Below are 19,708 nucleotides of genomic sequence, written 5' to 3'. Positions count from 1 at the left end.
CATGGAAAATCCCCAACAACCCCTCGAACCGGCGACCGGCCCGTTAGCCGGTGTCCGCGTGATCGACCTGACCATCAACGTGCTCGGTCCTGTCGCCACGCAGCTACTCGGCGACATGGGCGCGGACGTCATCAAGATCGAACCGCCCGAAGGCGACCAGAACCGCAAGAATGGCCCTGGCCGCAACCCCGACATGGCCGTGTTCTATACGATCATGAACCGCAACAAGCGCAGCGTGATCCTGAACCTGAAGCAGGCCGAATGCCGCGAAGCGCTGCTCAAGCTCGTCGAGACCGCCGACGTCATCGTGCACAGCATGCGCCCGAGTGCCGCCGAGCGCCTCGGCATCGACTATGAAACCGTGCGGGCGCGCAACCCACGCATCGTGTACGCGTCGGGTGCCGGCTATCGAATCGACGGACCCTACAAGGACCGCCCCGCTTTCGACGACGTGATTCAGGGCGAAACCGGCATTGCCGCGATGAACCGCGACGCGGACGGCTCGCCGCGGTACTTCCCCACCGTGATCGTCGACAAGTTCTGCGGCTACGTGCTGGCGTCGTCGATCGGCATGGCGCTCTATCACCGCGAGCGGACCGGTGTCGGCCAGCTCGTCCATGTGCCGATGTTCGAAACGATGCTGCAATTCAATCTTTTCGAGCATCTTTGGGAAGGTGCGCTGGGCTCCAATGACGGAACCGGCCTGGGCTATCCGCGCATGTTCTCGCCGCACCGCCGGCCCTACGCGACAAAAGACGGGCATATCTGCCTGCTCGCCGTGAATAACGAGCAATGGCGCCGCGTGCTGTGCGCAATCGATGCAGCGCATCTGCTCGACGACCCGCGCTTCCACCACATGGCCGAGCGTATGCGCAACATCAGCGAGCTGTATCGCATCGTCGGCGACGCCATCCGCAACAAGACAACTGCGGAATGGAATGCGATCTTCGCCTCGGCGGACGTGCCGCACGGTCCCGTGCGCGACCTGAAAGACCTGATGCACGACGCGTACATCAAGGAGACCGGGTTCTTCCAGCGCTTCGAGCACCCGACCGAAGGCGACATGGTCATGACCTCGATACCGGTGCACTTCTCCGAGTCGCCCGGCAACGTTCGCTATCTGCCGCCGAATCTCGGCGAGCACAGCATCCAGGTTCTGGTCGAAGCGGGATATAGCGCGGACGAAGCGAGCGCGCTCCTCGCCCGGGCCACAGGAAGGGGCGAAGCCGTATCGGAAGCGCTGAGCAAGGATTAACTGGCGCGACAGCGCCTCGCACATCACGGAGGGAATCAATGAAGGGGCTCAAGGAGAAGGTCGTCGTCGTCACTGGCGCGGCAGGTGGGATCGGAACCGCCATCAGCAGACGATTCGGCGACGAAGGTTCGACCGTCGCGCTGTTCGACCTGAACGAAGAAGGCGCCGTGCGTGTCGCGGCGGAAATCGAGGCGGCGGGCGGCAAGGCGCGAGCCTATCGCGTCGACATCACGGATCACGAAGGTGTGCATGCCGCGGTGGCGAGAGTCGAGGAAGAACTGGGACCGATCGAGGTTCTCGTGAACAACGCCGGCTGGGACATGGGTGCGTTCTTCCTGCAAACCGAGAAACCGTTCTGGGACAAGGTGGTGGCAATCAATCTGTACGGACCGCTGAACATGCACCATGCCGTGCTGCGACGGATGGCCGAACGCGGCCGTGGCCGCGTCGTCAACATCTCGTCGGATGCGGGACGCGTGGGCTCCTCGATGGAAGCGGTGTACTCGTTCTGCAAAGGCGGCCTCATCGCCTTCACGAAGACGATGGCACGCGAAATGGCCCGCCAGATGATTCCCGTCAACGTCGTTTGCCCCGGCCCGACCGCGACCCCGCTTCTCGACAACCTCGCGCAGGGCGAGAAAGGCGAGCGCATCAAGGCCGCCCTCGTGAAGGCCGTGCCGTTCGGCCGCATGGGCGAACCTGGCGACATCCCGGGGGTGGTGGCCTTTCTCGCGAGTGACGACGCCGCGTTCATCAGCGGTCAGGTCATCAGCGTGTCGGGCGGTCTGACGATGGCTGGATAAACGGCAGCGCGAACGCAATCAATCAACAACATTGGAATACGACATGGAATTCAAGGACATCGGCTATCAGGAGGCGGACGGGGTCGCGACGATCACCATCAATCGCCCGAAGGTGTACAACGCATTCAGCGCCAACACCGTTGAGGAGCTCATCAAGGCCTTCGGCCTCGCGGGATGGAACAAGGATATCGGCGTCGTGGTGCTCACGGGCGCAGGCGACAAGGCGTTCTGCACGGGCGGCGACCAGTCCGGCGACGGCTACAACGGGCGGGGCACCGTCGGCCTGCCGATCGAGGAACTGCAAAGCATCATCCGCGACATTCCGAAGCCCGTGATCGCACGCGTGAACGGCTATGCAATCGGCGGCGGCAACGTGCTGGTGACGCTCTGCGATCTCGCCATCGCTGCCGAGACCGCGGTCTTCGGTCAGGTCGGCCCGAAGGTCGGGTCGGTCGATCCGGGCTTCGGCACCGCCTACCTCGCGCGCATCGTCGGCGAGAAGCGCGCGCGGGAAATCTGGTACCTGTGCCGCAAATACAGCGCGAAACAGGCGCTCGACTGGGGTCTCATCAACGCCGTCGTGCCTGCGGAACAACTCGACGCCGAAACGAAGAAGTGGTGCGACGAGATTCTGCAGATGAGCCCCACCGCTATTGCGCTCGCAAAGCGCTCGTTCAATATCGATACCGAGAACATCCGCGGCATCGGCGCGTTCGCGATGCAGGCGCTGGCGATGTACTACGACACCGACGAATCGAAGGAAGGCGGCAATGCGTTCCGCGAAAAGCGCAAGCCTGAGTTTCGCAAGTACGTGAAGTGACCGGCGGAATTGCCGGCGGGCGACGCTCAGCTTCGGCGTCGCCCTTTGCGCATACGCGCGCCGAAGTTCAGTATTTGCGGAAGTTCACGCCGACACGCGTGCCAAGCCCCGGGAGCCGGTTGATGGGGCGGCTGCCATGCTCCGGGGCGGCTTCGCCCCATGCGAACCACACGTCAGGCTCGCGCGCGTCGCCCACGCGCCGCCAGCGGCCGTCCACCTGCGGATTCTTGAGCGTCCCGAGACCGACCAGACGCCCGCGCGGATCGGGCATGAACTCCCATTCTTCGCCGAACGCCGAGTAACGGATGTCTTCCTGCCAATACCCATTCGCACCGAAATCGATGGTGCCCGTCACGTCATAGGTAAAGCGCACCTCGCCCTTCTCGTTGCCGAGAATCGCGAAGCCGAACATGTCGTTACCGAGCGTGAAGTGCCCGAAGTCGATGCTGCCATCCTTATAACGCGTCGCCCACGTGTACCAGACGAGTTCCAGCTTCTCCTGCACCAGCGCATCTTTCGTCTTGTAGATCTCGCCGCCCTCGTACATATGGATCGGATCGAAGCCGATCATGCCGCGTACCTTCTTTCCGAGTATCGTCCCTTCCATCTCGAAGATGTTCGCGACGTAGTACATGCCCGCGTCGCGGCCCGGCAGATACCAGTGCATGCCGGGCTTGACGAGCTTGCCCTTGATATCCATGCCGTTCTCTTCGTACCAACTGCAATCCTCGGGCGTCCAGGTGACGTGAAATCGATTGCCGGGCGCCTGCGGATGGCTTCGCCAGTGGATGCGCTCCTCTTCGAGCGTTCTTGCGAATCCATCGTTCGGCACCGATTCCTTGCCTACCGGATGCATATGCATGCCGTCGTCGTGGCCGAGCGTCGTGCACAGGTAGAAACGCCGCCGCGTGTCCTTCGCGTCGGTCTGCAGGCCAGCGGGAATCCGCCGCATCGGGCAATAGATCTCGCCATCCTCGTCGCGCAGCGTTCCCCACAGGTAGAGCGCTTCGGGCGGCATGCCGAAGTAGGCGCGGTTGGACAGCATGTCCTCGATGGTGGGCTCGAAGGTGCTGACGAGAGGCTGCCAGCCAAAGTCGCCGCGGCGCGGCATGGATAGTTTGGTGTCGCTCATGGTCGTTACACCCGTCACGATGGTGAAGTGGTTGGAGCGGCTCACTATAGGTATCCTCGCGCGTGGCTGAAAACCGGTCGATCCGCTCGTCTGGCCACGAGCACGCCCGGCGCGCGATCAGCCCGGGGGCACAGGAGCTAACGTATTGATTTACCGGCTTTCTCTGCGGTCCGGAAACGCGCGCTGCCTGCGCGCACGAAAGCTTCGTTACACGTAACGATCATGTGCGATATATTGAACGACGTTCGCATTTAATACTGAACCCGGACATGCCAAAGTCGTCTGCCGAACGCGTCGCCGCTTATCGCACCCGCAAGAAGGCCGAAGGCATGGTGAGCCTGACACTGGTCGTCCCGGCAGCCGACGTCGCCCTCTTCAGCCAGTTCGCCGCGCAACGCCGCGAAAAGCTGCGCGACAACAGACATCCTGCCCAAGCCCCGCGCCAGCAGTGGCTCTCGATGCTGGCCGCGATGACGCCTGCGCTGCCCCAAACTGCCGAGTCGCGCCGCAAGCGCAATGCGATCGGCGCACCGATCACGCGCGCGCAGACGCTCTTCATGGCGCTGCTGAAGCACGTCATCGATCTGGGATGGCCGGCAGGACTACCGCTCGGCTCCGAGCAGGAATTGATGAAGGTCCATGGAGTAAGTCGCGCTGCGTTGCGCGGAGCGATCCGCTTGCTCGAGCACCACTGCATCGTGAGGGTGCAGCGCGGCACCGGAGGCGGCGTGATCGTCGCCCAGCCGGACCTGAGCGCGACGATGCAGGCAGTCAGCGTCTATCTGGAGTATGCGGGCATCGCGCCGCGCGATATTCTCGCGACGCGCCGCACGCTCGAACTGGCCGTCCTGGATCTCGTCATCGAACGGCTCGACCATGAAGGTGAGCGACGCGTGCACGACCAGGTTCAGGCCGAGGCGCAACTCGACGGTCGTGCCGGCGCCGATGAGTTGCTGCGATTTCATTTCCTGCTCGCTGAACTTTGCGGCGATCCCGCACTGTGTCTCTTCGACGGCATCGTCCTGCAACTTGCCGATGCGCATTCCACGTTTCATCGGCGCAGCCGAACGGACCGCGACCGCGTCGTGGCGAGGATCAAGGAATACCATCGCGAGATCGCGCGCGCGATGATTGCCCGCGATAAAGAGCAGGCTCGCAGGCAAATGGCCGACTACATCGCGGGGATCAGGACGTGGCTGGAGTAGCGGCCGCGCTGCACTTGCCTGCCCGCCTCAAAGGTCACCGGTCTCCACGCAGGCAACGTTCTCTTCGGTAACGGGTGACGAATGCCGAGCAGATCGGTGATTCGCGTCCTGAACATCTGGGGGCGCACGATGTCCTTCCCTCCTGCAGGTCAGCGAAACGAGATCGTGTGGCCGCCATCCACCGCGATCGTCTGGCCGTTGATATAGCCGCCCGAACGCGATGCGAGCATCACGGCTAGCCCAGCGATCTCGTCGACCTCGCCGAAGCGCTGTGATGGATTGCGACCACGGTACCATTCGACCATCGCCTCGTTCTCCCATTCGAGTGCCGAGCCTATCCACGGATGAATCGCGGCATTGGCCATCACGATGTCGACCCTGCCCCACTCGCCGTTCGCCGCAACCACGAGACCTTGCAATTCCGCTTTTCGGCCGATGTTGCAGGCGAACGGCAAGGCCACCCGAGTCCCGATCTTTTCGTTGATGGCTTGCGCGGCAGTTTCGCAGGCGTCGGCGTTACGGCCGGAAACGACGACTTTGGCGCCATGTTCCGCCATGCCGAGCGCACTGGCATAGCCAATGCCGCGACTCGATCCGGTGACGATTGCGACCTTGTCCGTGAGGTGAAAAAGCGATGAAGGCATACGTACTCCACAAAAATGGAGGCTTGTCGATGAAAGCCCTCGCGTCGCGCGCTTCGCTCAGCCAAGCGATTATTTCCCCACCTGCCACGCCATGCCGCCGCTTTGCTTTCTTTGCGCCAATGCAGCCTTTTCGATCCGCAACGCCTCTTCCAGCGAAGCTAGCGCACCCTGATCGATCACGCGCTTGACCGTCGCGACGAGCTCGGGGCGGCGGCTCGCAATCGTCTTCGCTATTGACGCTGCGCGCTCCATCAGTTGATCGTGGCTGACCACCTCGTTCACGAGGCCGATGCGCAACGCGGTGGCCGCGTCAATCGGATCGCTCGTCAAGCTGAACTGCTTCGCCCACCGCGGACCCACGATATACGGCAACCTCGCGGTCATGCCGCCCCCCGCGAGCGCGCCGATTTTCGTGTGCGTGTCGGCAAAGCGCGCACGCTCGGACGCGATGATGAAATCGCACCCCATTGCAAGTTCCAGCCCGCCTGTAACGGCAGCGCCGTTGACCGCCGCGATTACCGGCTTGGTGAGGCGCGGCCACATATCGATCATGTCCGCGACCCGCGTGCGCGGCGCATCGGGCGCGGAAAAATCATTCAGGTCGAGCCCAGCACAAAAGGCCGGATCGGCGCCCGTCACGATCAGGACGCGCAGGCTTTGGTCCGCTTCGAAACGATGCAATGCGTCGACCAGCGCTTCGGTCAATGCAAGGTTCAGTGCGTTGCGGGCCGCGGGCCGGTTCAGTGTCAACGTGAGAACCGTTCCGTCACTCTGCACGCCGAGCAGATCGGTTGCTTTCGCGTTCATGGCAATGCCTCGAAAGGGTTCACGCCGCCGCGACCATTGCCTCGTGCTGAATCTGGCGTGCGTAGCGATTCAGGTGATAGTCCGCGTTGCCGAACAATGCGTCGAGCACCAGATGACGGCGATAGTGATGGCCCACCTTGTATTCATCCGTGATGCCGTAGCCACCGTGCAACTGGATACCCTGTTGCGTGACGAACTTCGCGCTACGAGTGGTCTGTGCCTTGCAGCCCGAGATTTCGACGCTCCGGTTCTCCCTGTCCTCGCTGATAGAGAGCAACGCACGGTGCAGTGTTGCGCGCGCCTGCATCGCTTCGATCGCCATGTCGGCCATCCGGTGTTGCAGCGCCTGGAAGCTGCCAATCGCCACCCCGAACTGCTTGCGCGTTTTCAAGTATTCCGACGCGAGCTCGATAGCGTCTTCCATATCGCCCACCAGTTCGGCACAGATCGCAACGACCGCTTCGTCAACGGCGGCCTGCAGTCCTTCGAACGCTCGCCCAGCCTCACCCAGAACATTCGATTCTGCGACGATCACACCATCGAGCAGCAAGTCCGCAGATGGCGTGCCGTCGAGCAACGCGCAAGTCTTCAGCGTCACGCCTGCCTGCTTCGGATCGACGACGAAAACCCCGATGCCGTCCGTGGCATCGGCTGCACCCGCCGCGCGAGCGACGACGAGCAGACGGTCTGCAACGGGCGCTCCAACCACGAGCGTCTTATAGCCGTCCAGCCGCCACGACCCGTCCTCTGTCTTCTTCGCGGCGGCCGTCACGTAATGCACCTGACCCCGCGCTTCACGTTCACTTTGCGCGACTGCATAGACAGTCTCGCCCGAAACGATCTCGCCAAGTATCGCCTCGCGCTGCCCGTCTCGCCCGCAGCGCGTGACAAGTGACGCAGGAAACACACCACACATCACGTATGGCTCCAGCACCAGCGCGCGCCCGATCTGCTCGGCCACGATGGCGCTTTCGACTGACGAGAAACCGAGCCCGCCCAATTCATCCGGCACCGCGACACCGAGCCAACCCATTTCGCCGAACGTACGCCACGTCTCGCGCGAAAATCCGCCTCCTTGCGAAGCAAGATTGCGACGATGTTCGAACGTATAACTCTTTTGCAAGAAGCGTTGCGCGCTTTCCTGCAACATCCGCTGTTCGTCGCTCAGCTCGAAGTCCATGCTGCACCCTTTTTATGCCGGCAATTGATGCGATCCCACGTCTCGGGGATCGAAGACCGTTCGTGACTCGATATCGCGTCAAAGATCGAACAGTGCTTTGGCGATGATGTTTCTCTGAATTTCGGCCGTCCCGCCATAGATCGAGCAAGCCCGCCGATAGAAGACCTCTGCCGCCAGGCCTGGCGCGTATTCAGGTCCGATGAACTGGGTCTCGCGCAGCTCTTGCTCTTCATTCGGATCGGGATAGAACACGGCGCCATAATCGCCGATCACCTCCAGCAGCATCTCCGTGAGCTTCTGATGGAGTTCAGATCCGCGCACTTTGAGCATGGATCCGATCGCCATACCGCCGCTGCGCTCGTCTATCCCTTGATGCAGGATTTTCTGCACCGCCATGTCGATAGCGCGAACCTCCAATTCGTGCTGCGCCAAACGTGCCGCAAACGTCGGATCCTGGATCAATGGCTTGCCGGCCATCCGTTCGCGCGAGGCGTAGTGCCGGATCTTGCGCAGATAGCGCTTGAGGGCAGGCGCTTCAGCGCCAAGAAACGCCCGCTCGTTAAAGAGCAGAAACTTGGTGTATCCCCACCCCTTGTTGACCTCGCCGATCAGGTTTTCAGCAGGCACACGCACGTTGTCGTAGAAGACTTCCGCCAGGTGATGGCAGCCATCGAGCGACGCGATCGGCCGTACGGTAACGCCCGGCGACGACATGTCGAGCAGCAGGAAGGAAATGCCCTTTTGTGGCTTCGCTTCGCTATCCGTGCGGACCAGCACGAAATTCCATTGACCGTAGGCGCCGAAGCTGGTCCAGATCTTCTGTCCATTGACGATGTAGTGGTCTCCATCGCGAACCGCCGTCGTACGTAGCGATGCAAGATCGGAACCCGAGCCCGGCTCTGAAAAACCCTGTACCCAGAACACTTCACCACGCTGGATAGGAGGAAGAAAGCGCCGCATCTGCTCTTCGTTGCCAAACTCGCAAATCACGGGTCCGACGAGCGACACGCCCGCCTGATTCTGTATCGGTGCGCCTGCCAGATAGCATTCTTCCTCGAAGATGTAACGCTGCATCGCGGTCCACCCCGTGCCGCCGTCAGCAACCGGCCAATGCGGCACTGACCAGCCGTGCGTTTCGTGCAAGATGCGAGTCCAGCGCTGTGAATCGTCGTCACCTGCCAGAAAGCCCTGCTGCCCGCGAAAGGCCAGGTCGGCCGGCAAATGCTCGTTGAGGAACGCACGAACTTCTTTGCGGAACGCGATGTCCGCGGGATCTACGCGAAAATCCATGGTTTAACTTCCAGCGTTTTCAGTACGTTGAACCGCGGCGCGCGCCTCGATCTGCGCCCGCTGCTGCGCCAGCGTTGCCGACCAATGTGCGCGGCGTGGGCGGCACGCAATAAAGCTCGTCCACGACACCGCGCCGTCGCTCGAGCACATTGCGTTGGCTGATTGCGCTCTTTGCACTCAATTCGCCGTTATCGAGCGTCGGCTGCTCGCTTTCGAGCACGATGCGCGCAATGCGCGTAGAGCTGCCGCCAGGACGCGCGGCGAGCTGGTCGAGTCCGGTCTGGAAGAACGCGCGCACGCCGCGGCTGTTGATGATCTGGTCGGCGCCCGGCATCGGATCGTGAAGGTCATCGCAAAGCGCACGGCACGCTTCGATGTCAGGGAAGACGAGCGCGCTCAGGTAGTCGCGGTCGTGCCCGGCAATCACGATATCCCGCGCATACGGGCCCAACACGTTCAGCGCGTACAGTCGCAACTCGGCGACGTTGACCCAAGTGCCCGAGGACAGCTTGAAATTTTCCGCAATGCGTCCGTCGAAGCGCAGTCCCAGTTCGAGGCGCTGCGGGTCGATGAACGTTGCCGCGTCACCGGAGCGGAAATAGCCTTCCTCGTCGAACGCGGCGGCGGTGCGCTCGGGATCTTTCCAATAGCCGGGCGTCACACAGTCGCCGAGGAAACGGATTTCCAGCTTCGCGCCGACCGGCGCCACCTTCACTTTGACGCCGGGCACGGGCAACCCCGCAATCGCTTCCCGTCGCGGATCCCAGGCCGCCGATAGCGGCGTTGGGCCTGCTTCTGTGCTGCCGATGCCCGACATGATGAGCACACGCTGGCCGATGGTACGCACCGCGAGCTCGTCGAGTTGAGCCCAGATGTATTTCGGCAGACTTGCGCCGCCGTAGTAGATGAGCGCGAGTTTGCTAAAGAATTTCTCGCGCAGTGCCTTGTCCGCCTGCAGATGCGGAATGAGCGAGGCCAACCCTTGCGGCGTATTGAGGTAGACCGCCGGCGCGATTTCACGCAATGCCTGCACCGTCGGGCCAATTTCCTCCGGCGTTGGCTTGCCTGGGTCCAGGTAGTAAGTCCCCCCGCCGTACAGCACCATGCCGAAGTTATGCGTGCCGCCAAAAGTGTGATGCCAAGGCAGCCAGTCGACGAGATCCGATGGCCCGTCCTGAAGAAACGCGAACACCTGGGCGACTTGCTGTCGATTGCTGCACAACATGCGCTGCGAATAGATCACGCCTTTCGGTGCGCCTGTCGTTCCCGAAGTAAACATGATCTTGCCCACCGTATCCGGGCCGACTGCCTTGAACGCCTTGTCGACGTCGGCTGCAATCGGCGTCTTCAGCCACTGCGCGACGCGCGAACCGCCACGACCCGCCGGCAACGGACCGACGACGACACATTCCACGTCGCCGAACACCTCACGCAATGCGCGGCCATACTGCGCGCCGTCATCTGCGAAGACGAGGCCGGGCGTGCATACGGCCGCGAGTTGCCTGAGCTTCGAAAAGTCCTGCGATAACAGCGAATACGCGGGCGTCACCGGAATATAGGGAATCCCGACGTGCAATGCGGCGAGCGCGAAGAGCGCGTGTTCAAAGCTTCGATCGGAAAGAATCATCAACGGACGAGACGGCGACAATCCTCGATCGAGCAGCGCCTGCCCCAGCGCACGCGCACCGTCGAACGCCTGCCGGTAGGTCAGAGACTCCCATGACTTGCCGTCCGGCGTCCGCCGCGCAAGCAAAGCGCGCTCGGGCGTGACGCTCGCCCAGTGTTCGAGCCGCTCCGTCAAGCGGACGGGATACGCCTGGAGCGGTTCCTTCAGTTCATACACCACGCTTCCGTCTGGCCTTCGCTCGACGATGGCATCCATGCTGCCGACGCGAATCGGGCGAAACGGCACATCCATCAGGGCATCGTGCGAAGCCGTACCTGCATCCATCTGAGTCGTCCTGTTGTTATCTGGCGAGTCATGTCCCGCGAGCGCTCGCATCGCCTTCCGATACCTGGAAATGTTGCGGGCCAAGTTCAACCAATAATTGAACGTCGATCATCTTGCTGAACCAGAATAACGCGAAATCCCAGCCACGTCTATCCGTTGTCACCCACAAGAAAGGCCTGATAGCACACACGCAATCTGGCGCGAATGACGCGCGCAATGTCCGGCACGATCGCAGCCTTGCGCATCGCACAACAACGTGGACAGAAAACAAGAAATACGCTACGTTCTGAACGCCATTCGTATTGTTAAACATGACACCGGATCGTAACCGATTGCCGGAACCAAGGAGCCATCATGTCGGAAGAGGTTGTCGTCACCGCTGCCGTTCGCACCGCTATTGGAGACTTCGATGGCGCGCTATCGAGCATTCCACCCACGGCGCTAGGCGCAACGGTCGTTCGCGCGCTGCTCGAGCGCTCGAATCTGCCGGGTGAAGATGTGGGTCACGTGGTGTTCGGCAACGTGATCCATGCCGAGCCTCGCGACATATATCTCGCGCGCGTCGCCGCGATGGAAGGCGGCGTCAGCGCGGACGCACCGGCGCTGACGCTCAACAGGCTATGCGGCTCCGGCCTTCAGGCAATCATCTCCGCTGCGCAAGCCATCGCGCACGGCGACACGGAAATTGCGATCGGCGCTGGTGCAGAAAGCATGTCGCGCGCAGCATACGTTGCGAGCGGCGCGCGTTGGGGTTCGCGCATGGGCGACATCCGCCTGATCGACATGATGGTCGGCGCGTTGACCGATCCGTTCAGCGCTTGCCATATGGGCGTAACCGCAGAGAACGTCGCAAAGAAGTACGGCATTTCGCGCGACGATCAGGACCTGCTCGCCGTCGAATCGCACCGGCGCGCTGCGCAAGCTATTCATGACGGCAACTTCCGCGAGCAGATCGTGCCCGTAGCACTGCGCACGAAAAAGGGCGAAACCGTTTTTGACACCGATGAGCATGTGCGGTCGGGGACGACCATCGCCGATCTCGCCAAATTGCGCCCGGCGTTCCAGAAAGACGGTACGGTCACGGCCGGCAATGCGTCGGGTCTCAACGACGGCGCGGCTGCAGTCCTGCTGATGGCCCGTCGCAGCGCCGAACAACGGGGCCTTCGTCCACTTGCGCGACTCGTTTGCTGGGCTCACGCGGGCGTCGATCCGCAATACATGGGCATCGGCCCGGTCCCTGCGACACGCAAGGCCCTGCAGCGCGCGGGTTTGACCGTCGCGGATCTGGATGTGATCGAAGCGAACGAGGCGTTTGCCGCTCAAGCTTGCGCCGTGGCGAAGGAGCTGGAATTCGACAGCGCAAAGGTCAACCCGAACGGATCGGGCATCGCGCTCGGCCATCCGATCGGCGCAACCGGCGCCGTCATTGCGGTCAAGGCCATTCACGAGTTGCATCGTTGCGGTGGGCGCTATGCGCTCGTGACAATGTGCATCGGCGGAGGTCAAGGCATCGCGGCCATCTTCGAGCGCATTTAGGGCTTCGCACAGCGTTATCCATTCAACCAGAGGGACAAACGTGGTACGCCCCGAACAACGACTCCACCCGCAACGGCAGCCGGTGGCGCCACGCCCCGCTGCGACGATGCTCTTGCTACGCGACGCGCAATACGAGGGTTCCCGCGCCATTGAAGTGCTGATGACACGACGTTCGGCGCAAGCGAGCTTCGCGCCGGGCGCGTTCGTCTTTCCTGGTGGCGCAATCGACCCGGCCGATGGACGAATCGCCGGCGGCGTACGACGGCGCCCCACGCAAGACGATACTCAAGCGGTTCAGGCCGTGGCCGCCATTCGGGAAACATTCGAAGAGCTCGGTGTGCTACTGGCATGGCGACACGACGGCGGTTTCGTCGACGACCACGATATTGCGAGGCTAGGCCGGGCGACAGCGATCGAAGACCATTGTTCGCATCACGGCCTCTCACTCGCCGCGGATCGGGTCTATCCGTTTGCGCATTGGATCACCGATCGCGACCTGCCGCGGCGCTTTGACGTGCAGTTTTTCGTGGCGCGCATGCCCGTCGGTCAAACCGCTGTCGCGGACGGCGCCGAGCAGTTCGAACCCGTGTGGCTCCGTCCCGACGAGGCACTGGCGCGCCATGCTTCGGGCGACTTCACGATGATCTTCCCGACCGTGCGAACACTCGAACGCCTTCGCTCGTTCAACTCGGTTGATGCACTGCTCACGGCGTGCAGGTCTGAAAGATCGCTGTGGAGCAGTTGTCCGCGCGGTGGGTTGAGCTCAGGCAGCGTCGTGCGCTGCATGGAAGGTGACCCCTCATACGGGGAACTGCGTCTCGTGTGCCCCGACGGTCAGGTGCTCCACTCTCTGGATTGGCGATCGACGCAAACCGCCCCGCTTCTGAGAAACGTGATGCGGTTGACCGCCAGCAACAGCGGCTTGATGACGGGCCCAGGCACGAATAGCTACATCGTCGGCTCGGTGGCGACCGGCTTCATCGTGATCGATCCGGGGCCGGACGACCAGGCGCATCTTCAACGCATCTTCGCAGCTACGGGCGGCGCTATTCGAATGATCGTCTGCACGCACTCCCACGTGGACCACGCACCCGGGGCGAGGCCACTGCAGTCCATGTGTCCGCACAAGCCACCAGTCCTCGGCCGGCCGGCCGGGCCGGCCGACAGGGCAAGCCATCACTTCGTTCCGGACCGCGAATTGCTCGATGGCGATTTGCTGACACTTGCGCATGACGGCGAGACGCATCGATTGCTGGTCGTCTCGACACCGGGGCACGCAAGCAACCACGTGTGCCTGGTCCTTCTGGAAGACGGACTGCTATTCAGCGGCGATCACATTCTGAATGGCAGCACGACCATCATCGATCCTCCCGACGGCAACATGACGGCGTACCTTACGTCACTCGACCGGTTGAACGCGATCTGCACCGAACGTGACATCGACTTCATTCTGCCCGCCCATGGGTACGTGCTGGACCGACCGCATGACCAGATCGCCCGCCTCAAGGCACACCGTCTCGCCCGGGAAGCAAAGATCGCCGGCGCGGTAAAGGCACTGCCGACCGGTTCGATCGACGACTGGCTGCGTCTTGCTTATACCGATGTTCCCGAAAGGCTCTGGCCAGCGGCATCCCGGTCGCTGCTGGCGCATCTCGAACGACTCGACGAACAAGGTCGTCCGACTTCGCAGGCCTGATTGCGATCGTCATGCATGCATCGGCTGCCACGACCGCTAAAACCGGGGGCGCGGGCAGCCTGGTTCGACGGCCGTCTTGTTGCGGACTCAGTTCTCTTCTACAAGCGCGGCCAGCCGGCCATGAATGAGTGCGCGCGCCTCGGCGACCATCCGACTCACGAGTTCCGCGCAGGTGGGAATGTCCTCGATAAGCCCGATTGCGAGGCCAGCCGGAAACGTTCCGTCTTCGGTGTCACCCGTCTCGTACACTCGCTTACCGCGCTCACCACTCACCAGCGGCTTGAGATCCGCAAACGTCACCCCCTCTTTTTGCTCGAGTTCCAACACCTGTTCCGCTACCGAATTCCTGAAGATACGCGACGTGTTCTTCAGCGTGCGGAAGATCAACGCCGTATTGCGCTCGTCATGCTCTACGAGCCTGCGCTTGACGTTCTCGTGAATCGGCGCCTCCCGCGTTGCCATGAAGCGCGTACCCATATTGATCCCATCCGCGCCGAGCGCGAGCGCGGCGACCATACCGCGCGCATCGGCAATGCCGCCTGACGCAAGCATCGGAATATGCAGTTTCGCGGCCGCGGCCGGCAACAGGATCAGATTGGGCACGTCGTCCTCGCCCGGATGTCCGGCGCACTCGAATCCGTCCACGCTCACGGCGTCGCAGCCCAACGCCTCCGCTTTCAGCGCGTGACGCACCGACGTGCACTTGTGGATGACCTTGATTCCCGCAGCCCTGAATGCAGGCATATAGGGCTCGGGATTGCGTCCCGCCGTCTCGACGATCTTCACACCGTTCTCCACGACCGCTTGCACGTACTCGTCATACGGCACTGGCTTGATCGTCGGCAGAATGGTCAGGTTGACGGCGAACGGCTGATCCGTCATTGAGCGAACCCGAGCGATCTCGTTGCGCAGCGCCTCGGGCGTGGGCTGCGTCAGAGCAGTGATGGTGCCGAGCGCACCGGCGTTCGAGACGGCGGCGGCAAGTTCAGCGCGACCCACCCACATCATGCCCCCTTGAACAATGGGGTATCGAATCCCAAGCAGCTCTGTAATGCGCGTTTTCATGTGCTGATTCCTGTGTAAGTGCAACCTGATCTTTCGACCGGCAATGGTCGAACGCCGCGTGCAAGATGCGCCGGTAGTTTGTATTTACGAACACCGTGCAATTATATACACTTCCTCCACATCGCCGACACTCGTGTGCCGCACTCGCGGACGCCGATGCGATTGCACGAGGCATGAATGATCAGGAAAGTTGATGAATAAACGAGACAATCAGATTGGCGCCGAGGAAGTGTCGATTCGCCCCACGCGGGACCAGGCGGAAGAAGCCGTGCGTACGCTGATCCGATGGGCCGGTGACGATCCCGAAAGGGAAGGTCTCATTCAAACACCCGCACGGGTCGCGCGCGCATACCGCGAGTTCTTCTCGGGCTATGACTCCGATCCGATGCAGATTCTCGCCACCACGTTTTCCGAAGTGGATGGCTACGACGAGATGGTGGTGCTTAAGGACATCCGTTTCGAGAGCTACTGCGAACACCATATGGTGCCTATCATCGGACGTGCGCACGTTGCCTACTTGCCCGAGCATCGCGTGGTCGGCATCTCCAAACTCGCGCGCCTCGTCGATGTCTATGCCAAGCGCCTACAGATTCAGGAGAAGATGACCGTTCAGATCGCCGATGCGCTGAACACCGTGCTCCAGCCGAAGGGAGTCGCTGTCATTCTCGAAGCTGCGCATCAGTGCATGAGTACGCGAGGCGTGCACAAGCCCGGCGCATCGCTGGTGACGAGCCGAATGCTGGGCGCGTTCCGTGACGATCCTTCCACCCGCCGCGAGTTTCTGTCGATTGTCGGTCACAGCACGATTGCGCCATTACCCAATAGCTGAAAGCCAACGTCGGCTTGCTGCCGACGTTGGCTTTCATGGCAAAGCGATGCTGGTATCCGTGGCAAGCGTCGTTGCCGGCTTGCGTCTGGCCTTAAACCTCGCTGGGTTGGCGCGTCTTTAAAGGCCGTTCGTAAGAGACGTCTTCACGATTTCGTGCACTGACGCCATTGCCCATCAGGATTTCACGCCACGCAGTAGGCACTTCCGCAGGGGTCAGTTCGTTGATCGCTTCGGAGATGCAGACGCGGGCGGCAATCGCCCATACGCCATCACGCTTTTCGAAGCGGTCGATATAGCGCCCCACCGCTAGCGTGTCTGGCTTGACGCGATTTTCTCCGAAGAAGAGCCAGTACGTCTCCCCGTGCGCCTCGTCGCCCTGCAATTCGACGCTGTGATTGAACACCATATGGTGGTGCGACAACTGATGCTCGGTATGGTACGCAAAGGCCCAGTCGACGAATTCCTCTGCATCCCCCACGAATGCGCCGTGGTCGTCGATTGCGTCCGGATGGTACGCCGACAGCGTCAACTTCCGGTCCATGCGATCGACCCCGCGGCAATAGCGGTGCACGCATTCGAGTATGTCCTGCTTATCCAACAGTGCTTCGACGCGTGCGCTCAGTTCTTCATTCATGGCTTCTACCGTTAGATAGTCATGGCGACAAAAAAGACGACCGCACCGATCACGGCGCCAATGAAGCAACAACCCTCGCCTGTCGACAAATCGGCTTCCTGCGCTCGCGCACGGCTCGCAATCGCACATCCGACAATGCCCGCCAATGCCGTCGCCCCGAGCACGGCAAACATCATCACGACGTCGAAGAGTGCGGACCGGCCTAGCTCTTCCATGCGCAGATCGCGTTGCAGCAGCCAGACCGCGGCCGCCGAAATCGACAGGAGAATGAGTGGGAGCCATACTCTACGCGCTTCCCGAGCGCTCTCGCGAGTCAGCGTTTTCATCGCGCCCGGCCCTCCGTCCGCAGCTTGCCCAGAGCACGAGGCGCCACCGCGCCCAACACGCGCGCCGCCCAATTCGATTGTTTTGCGCGAGCCGATTCGTCCGACGACGGAGCGCCCTTTTCAGCGCGCTGGCGACGATAGTCGTACGTATAGTCCGCAAGAGGACCACGTAAATCGCTGTCGAGAAAGTACATCGCATGTCTCCGCTCAGGCTTATGCCTCTCGGGCGCTTGCATGGCGCCTCTTGATGGACATCCTAGGTCATGGAATATGGTTATGCAACAAGTCGTTCAATTAATGGCATCGGTGTTTTCACTACCCGACAAGGCACAGACCGACGCGCATGCCCGAGCGCCCGCTGCACACATGGACGTGTGTGCGAACGAGTCGGCAATCAATGGGGAAAAGGGAATTGCAGCGCCAAGCCGCGTTCTCGACGCAGCTTGGCGATTCGAACATGACACGCAAACGAGTAATCAGGAGACCTGGAAGCCGCCGTCGACAGCGAGAAGCTGACCGGTGACATAGTCCGATGCCGGCGACGCGAAAAACAACACTGCCCTGGCGATATCGGAGGCGACGCCGATGCGGCCCAGCGGCATGCGACCAGGTTGGGTGATCGGCCCGTGAGCCTGATGAACCTTCGTCGATGCGGCCGCGCCCTCGGTTGCCACGCCGCCGGGCAGCACTGCGTTCACGCGAATTCCGTCTGCTGCGAATTCGAGCGCTGCCACCTTGGTGAGGTTGTTGACACCCGCCTTCGACGCCCCGTAGTCACCGTTGTCGAAAATCACCGGCTGCAGCGAAGCCACCGACGAAATATTGATAATGGAACCGCCGTTTTTGGCACCTTGCATTCGCTTGATCGCTTCGCGCATGCAGAGGAAGGTGCCGCGCAAGTTGATGCCGAGCACCTTGTCCCACTTTTCTGCCGACGTTTCGACGAATTGCGTCTTCGGATAGATGCCCGCGTTGTTCACGAGAATGTCGAGGCGCCCAAGCTTCGCCTGCACCGTTTCGTACATCGCAAGAATCGACGATTCATCGCCGATGTCCACCTTGATCGCGATAGCCTTGCCAGACGCACTTTCGATTTGCCTGGCCGTCTGCTGCGCCGCTTCCTCATTCAGGTCCGCCGCGACCACCGCCGCGCCGGCCGACGCCAGCAGCAAAGCCGTCTCGCGGCCGATGCCTGAGCCCGCCCCTGTTACCACCGCCACTTTCTGATCGAGATTGAAAAGACTCGCCACATTCGTGCTCATTGTTCCTCCTTTGGCTCGCCGCGCGAGCGGGTTATTTTCTGAACGTCATTCGCAAAGATAAACACACCACTTTGGCGTGTCAAGATGAACGAGAAGCGGATGACGAAAGGAGCAGCATGGACGAAGCTGTCGAGCAGTGCGATTGCGCGTATCACCCCGCCGCCGGCGACGCGATATCGCGCATGATGTCGAGCATCGAACGGTGGTAGGGCTTGTGAGGTCTATCGGCCCACACCAGCGACACCTCAGTTTCGCCTGCAGCCGGAACATCCTCGATGTCGACGAAGGCGACACCCTCCACAGGCAGGTATCGCGCCGAGTCCAGCATCAGACCGATGCCCAGTTCATGAGACACGAGGTTGAGCATCGTGTATGGATGGCGCGCCTGCTGGGTCACCCGCGGCGACAACCCCGCCTCGCGGCGCGCTGTCTCGAACGCGGCGAACAGCGGCTGCGACATCTGCTGAGGGAACATGATGAGCGGGTATCGCGCGAGATCCGCGATACGAATTGAAGGCTGCGCCGCCACGGGCCACTTCGCCGGAACCGCGGCCACCACACGCAGACGCTCGATGACCACGCTTTCCAAACCGGAGACGTCCGCCGAGCTGGTGACTACCACGCCCAGGTCGATGCTGCCGTTTTTCACGCTGGCGACGGTCAAAGCACTGCCGCGCTCGATCAACCGGACGTCAACGCCCGGCCATTGCTTGCGAAGCCCCTGAATGGCTAGCGGCATGATTCGCAGCGCACACATTGGCACGAACGCTACGCTCAGGCTCGCCAGTTCGTCGGCGGCTTGCCGCACGCGCCGCTCGGCCAGCTCCGCTTGCGCGATCAGTGGCTTCGCTTCCGCGAGCAACGCGGCTCCGGCGGCTGTGAGCGAAACGCCTCGCGGTGTACGTTCGAGCAGCTTGATACCGAGCTGCTCCTCCAGCCGCATGATCGACTGGCTGAGCGGCGGCTGCGCCATGCCTAGGCGCGCAGCCGCACGGCCAAAGTGCTGGGTCTCCGCAACCGCAACGAAGTGTCTGAGATGCCGCAATTCCATGACGTGATATGGCTTTGATATCGGGTGTCCCCAGCATATCGCCTTTGTCCCGTTGCGGTGCACTACGGACGAACCCTGGTCATATCGGGTGCGCACTATCTTGACGTCCAGCACCGTTCAACATACATTTTAGAATGTCGTTCTACAATACGAACAATGACCAAGGCGGCTCGGGTGAGTCGCATCCGCTATCAATAGCCGCGCCGCCGCGGTTAAACAGGA

General features: G+C 61.8%; 19 protein-coding genes. 7 read left to right on the top strand and 12 right to left on the bottom strand.

All coding sequences use genetic code 11. The features are described 5' to 3' along the window. Window position 1: 1 nt before the first annotated feature. From HDG33_RS19505 to HDG33_RS19495, 3 genes are read left to right on the top strand one after another with little or no spacing between them, the layout of a single operon-like run. Window positions 2-1,255, top strand: coding sequence for a CaiB/BaiF CoA-transferase family protein (locus HDG33_RS19505; RefSeq protein ID WP_184032199.1), 1,254 nt, complete (start codon window positions 2-4; stop codon window positions 1,253-1,255). A 38-nt stretch (window positions 1,256-1,293) separates the two neighbouring features. Continuing rightward, on the top strand, window positions 1,294-2,058 hold the full coding sequence (locus HDG33_RS19500) for a glucose 1-dehydrogenase (protein ID WP_018425530.1): 765 nt from the start codon (window positions 1,294-1,296) through the stop codon (window positions 2,056-2,058). Between the two features lie 43 nt (window positions 2,059-2,101). Next, window positions 2,102-2,878 carry an enoyl-CoA hydratase-related protein gene (locus HDG33_RS19495; protein ID WP_184032198.1) on the top strand — a complete coding sequence of 259 codons (777 nt, stop codon included), beginning with the start codon at window positions 2,102-2,104 and terminating at the stop codon, window positions 2,876-2,878. A 67-nt stretch (window positions 2,879-2,945) separates the two neighbouring features. Here HDG33_RS19495 and HDG33_RS19490 read toward each other — a convergent pair whose 3' ends face one another. Continuing rightward, complete coding sequence (locus tag HDG33_RS19490) at window positions 2,946-4,055, bottom strand: hypothetical protein (RefSeq protein ID WP_184032197.1); 1,110 nt, start codon at window positions 4,053-4,055, stop codon at window positions 2,946-2,948. A 224-nt stretch (window positions 4,056-4,279) separates the two neighbouring features. Here HDG33_RS19490 and HDG33_RS19485 point away from each other — a divergent pair, with 224 nt between their 5' ends. Further along, complete coding sequence (locus HDG33_RS19485; protein WP_184032196.1) at window positions 4,280-5,215, top strand: FadR/GntR family transcriptional regulator; 936 nt, start codon at window positions 4,280-4,282, stop codon at window positions 5,213-5,215. 149 nt (window positions 5,216-5,364) lie between these two features. Here the strand turns inward: HDG33_RS19485 and HDG33_RS19480 are convergent, their stop codons facing one another. The 5 genes from HDG33_RS19480 to HDG33_RS19460 all read right to left on the bottom strand — a co-directional run bounded on the left by HDG33_RS19480 (window position 5,365) and on the right by HDG33_RS19460 (window position 11,087). Next, on the bottom strand, window positions 5,365-5,859 hold the full coding sequence (locus tag HDG33_RS19480; protein WP_184032195.1) for an SDR family NAD(P)-dependent oxidoreductase: 495 nt from the start codon (window positions 5,857-5,859) through the stop codon (window positions 5,365-5,367). A gap of 69 nt (window positions 5,860-5,928) precedes the next feature. Next, a complete protein-coding gene (locus HDG33_RS19475) occupies window positions 5,929-6,666 on the bottom strand; it encodes an enoyl-CoA hydratase (protein ID WP_184032194.1) in 738 nt (245 codons plus the stop codon). 19 nt (window positions 6,667-6,685) lie between these two features. After that, window positions 6,686-7,846 (bottom strand): acyl-CoA dehydrogenase family protein, encoded by a 1,161-nt coding sequence (locus HDG33_RS19470; RefSeq protein ID WP_184032193.1) that lies wholly within the window; start codon window positions 7,844-7,846, stop codon window positions 6,686-6,688. Between the two features lie 78 nt (window positions 7,847-7,924). Further along, window positions 7,925-9,136, bottom strand: a complete 1,212-nt coding sequence (locus HDG33_RS19465) for an acyl-CoA dehydrogenase family protein (RefSeq protein WP_184032192.1) — start codon at window positions 9,134-9,136, stop codon at window positions 7,925-7,927. Window positions 9,137-9,155: 19 nt separating this feature from the next. Next, the gene (locus HDG33_RS19460) at window positions 9,156-11,087 is read right to left on the bottom strand and encodes an AMP-binding protein (protein ID WP_260330507.1); all 1,932 of its coding nucleotides are present in this window, start codon (window positions 11,085-11,087) and stop codon (window positions 9,156-9,158) included. 354 nt (window positions 11,088-11,441) lie between these two features. Here HDG33_RS19460 and bktB point away from each other — a divergent pair, with 354 nt between their 5' ends. After that, window positions 11,442-12,623, top strand: coding sequence for a beta-ketothiolase BktB (gene bktB / locus HDG33_RS19455; RefSeq protein WP_184032191.1), 1,182 nt, complete (start codon window positions 11,442-11,444; stop codon window positions 12,621-12,623). Between the two features lie 40 nt (window positions 12,624-12,663). After that, the gene (locus tag HDG33_RS19450; RefSeq protein WP_184032190.1) at window positions 12,664-14,319 is read left to right on the top strand and encodes an MBL fold metallo-hydrolase; all 1,656 of its coding nucleotides are present in this window, start codon (window positions 12,664-12,666) and stop codon (window positions 14,317-14,319) included. An 87-nt stretch (window positions 14,320-14,406) separates the two neighbouring features. On the opposite strand, the gene HDG33_RS19445 is transcribed toward HDG33_RS19450, so the two are convergent. Continuing rightward, window positions 14,407-15,384 (bottom strand): nitronate monooxygenase family protein, encoded by a 978-nt coding sequence (locus HDG33_RS19445; RefSeq protein ID WP_184032189.1) that lies wholly within the window; start codon window positions 15,382-15,384, stop codon window positions 14,407-14,409. 193 nt (window positions 15,385-15,577) lie between these two features. Between HDG33_RS19445 and folE the strand changes: the two genes are divergently transcribed. After that, window positions 15,578-16,213, top strand: a complete 636-nt coding sequence (folE, locus tag HDG33_RS19440) for a GTP cyclohydrolase I FolE (protein ID WP_184032188.1) — start codon at window positions 15,578-15,580, stop codon at window positions 16,211-16,213. 91 nt (window positions 16,214-16,304) lie between these two features. Here the strand turns inward: folE and HDG33_RS19435 are convergent, their stop codons facing one another. The 5 genes from HDG33_RS19435 to HDG33_RS19415 all read right to left on the bottom strand — a co-directional run bounded on the left by HDG33_RS19435 (window position 16,305) and on the right by HDG33_RS19415 (window position 19,486). Next, a complete protein-coding gene (locus HDG33_RS19435; RefSeq protein WP_184032187.1) occupies window positions 16,305-16,847 on the bottom strand; it encodes a nuclear transport factor 2 family protein in 543 nt (180 codons plus the stop codon). An 11-nt stretch (window positions 16,848-16,858) separates the two neighbouring features. Then, entirely contained in the window at window positions 16,859-17,173 is a 315-nt protein-coding gene (locus HDG33_RS19430) for a hypothetical protein (RefSeq protein WP_184032186.1), read from the bottom strand. Then, a complete protein-coding gene (locus tag HDG33_RS19425) occupies window positions 17,170-17,367 on the bottom strand; it encodes a hypothetical protein (RefSeq protein ID WP_090808729.1) in 198 nt (65 codons plus the stop codon). The genes HDG33_RS19430 and HDG33_RS19425 overlap by 4 nt, the downstream gene beginning before the upstream one ends. Window positions 17,368-17,649: 282 nt before the next feature. Beyond that, on the bottom strand, window positions 17,650-18,435 hold the full coding sequence (locus tag HDG33_RS19420) for an SDR family NAD(P)-dependent oxidoreductase (RefSeq protein ID WP_184032185.1): 786 nt from the start codon (window positions 18,433-18,435) through the stop codon (window positions 17,650-17,652). Window positions 18,436-18,586: 151 nt separating this feature from the next. Beyond that, on the bottom strand, window positions 18,587-19,486 hold the full coding sequence (locus HDG33_RS19415; RefSeq protein ID WP_184032496.1) for a LysR family transcriptional regulator: 900 nt from the start codon (window positions 19,484-19,486) through the stop codon (window positions 18,587-18,589). Between the last annotated feature and the right edge of the window lie 222 nt (window positions 19,487-19,708).

It is taken from the genome of Paraburkholderia sp. Cpub6, from assembly GCF_014201065.1.
In the GTDB taxonomy this organism is placed as follows: Bacteria; Pseudomonadota; Gammaproteobacteria; order Burkholderiales; family Burkholderiaceae; genus Paraburkholderia; species Paraburkholderia tuberum.
The sequence above is the reverse complement of the archived record's forward strand: the minus strand, read 5'-3'. Positions and strand labels throughout refer to the sequence as shown.

Excerpts from the sequence above, each read along its gene's own strand:
- HDG33_RS19420 (WP_184032185.1), bottom strand. The coding sequence starts at position 18,435 with ATGAGCACGAATGTGGCGAGTCTTTTCAATCTCGATCAGAAAGTGGCG.
- HDG33_RS19470 (WP_184032193.1), bottom strand. The coding sequence starts at position 7,846 with ATGGACTTCGAGCTGAGCGACGAACAGCGGATGTTGCAGGAAAGCGCG.
- HDG33_RS19415 (WP_184032496.1), bottom strand. The coding sequence starts at position 19,486 with ATGGAATTGCGGCATCTCAGACACTTCGTTGCGGTTGCGGAGACCCAG.
- HDG33_RS19480 (WP_184032195.1), bottom strand. The coding sequence starts at position 5,859 with ATGCCTTCATCGCTTTTTCACCTCACGGACAAGGTCGCAATCGTCACC.
- HDG33_RS19435 (WP_184032187.1), bottom strand. The coding sequence starts at position 16,847 with ATGAATGAAGAACTGAGCGCACGCGTCGAAGCACTGTTGGATAAGCAG.
- HDG33_RS19500 (WP_018425530.1), top strand. The coding sequence starts at position 1,294 with ATGAAGGGGCTCAAGGAGAAGGTCGTCGTCGTCACTGGCGCGGCAGGT.
- HDG33_RS19495 (WP_184032198.1), top strand. The coding sequence starts at position 2,102 with ATGGAATTCAAGGACATCGGCTATCAGGAGGCGGACGGGGTCGCGACG.
- HDG33_RS19430 (WP_184032186.1), bottom strand. The coding sequence starts at position 17,173 with ATGAAAACGCTGACTCGCGAGAGCGCTCGGGAAGCGCGTAGAGTATGG.
- HDG33_RS19475 (WP_184032194.1), bottom strand. The coding sequence starts at position 6,666 with ATGAACGCGAAAGCAACCGATCTGCTCGGCGTGCAGAGTGACGGAACG.
- HDG33_RS19465 (WP_184032192.1), bottom strand. The coding sequence starts at position 9,136 with ATGGATTTTCGCGTAGATCCCGCGGACATCGCGTTCCGCAAAGAAGTT.
- HDG33_RS19505 (WP_184032199.1), top strand. The coding sequence starts at position 2 with ATGGAAAATCCCCAACAACCCCTCGAACCGGCGACCGGCCCGTTAGCC.
- bktB (WP_184032191.1), top strand. The coding sequence starts at position 11,442 with ATGTCGGAAGAGGTTGTCGTCACCGCTGCCGTTCGCACCGCTATTGGA.
- HDG33_RS19460 (WP_260330507.1), bottom strand. The coding sequence starts at position 11,087 with ATGGATGCAGGTACGGCTTCGCACGATGCCCTGATGGATGTGCCGTTT.
- folE (WP_184032188.1), top strand. The coding sequence starts at position 15,578 with ATGAATAAACGAGACAATCAGATTGGCGCCGAGGAAGTGTCGATTCGC.
- HDG33_RS19445 (WP_184032189.1), bottom strand. The coding sequence starts at position 15,384 with ATGAAAACGCGCATTACAGAGCTGCTTGGGATTCGATACCCCATTGTT.
- HDG33_RS19425 (WP_090808729.1), bottom strand. The coding sequence starts at position 17,367 with ATGTACTTTCTCGACAGCGATTTACGTGGTCCTCTTGCGGACTATACG.
- HDG33_RS19485 (WP_184032196.1), top strand. The coding sequence starts at position 4,280 with ATGCCAAAGTCGTCTGCCGAACGCGTCGCCGCTTATCGCACCCGCAAG.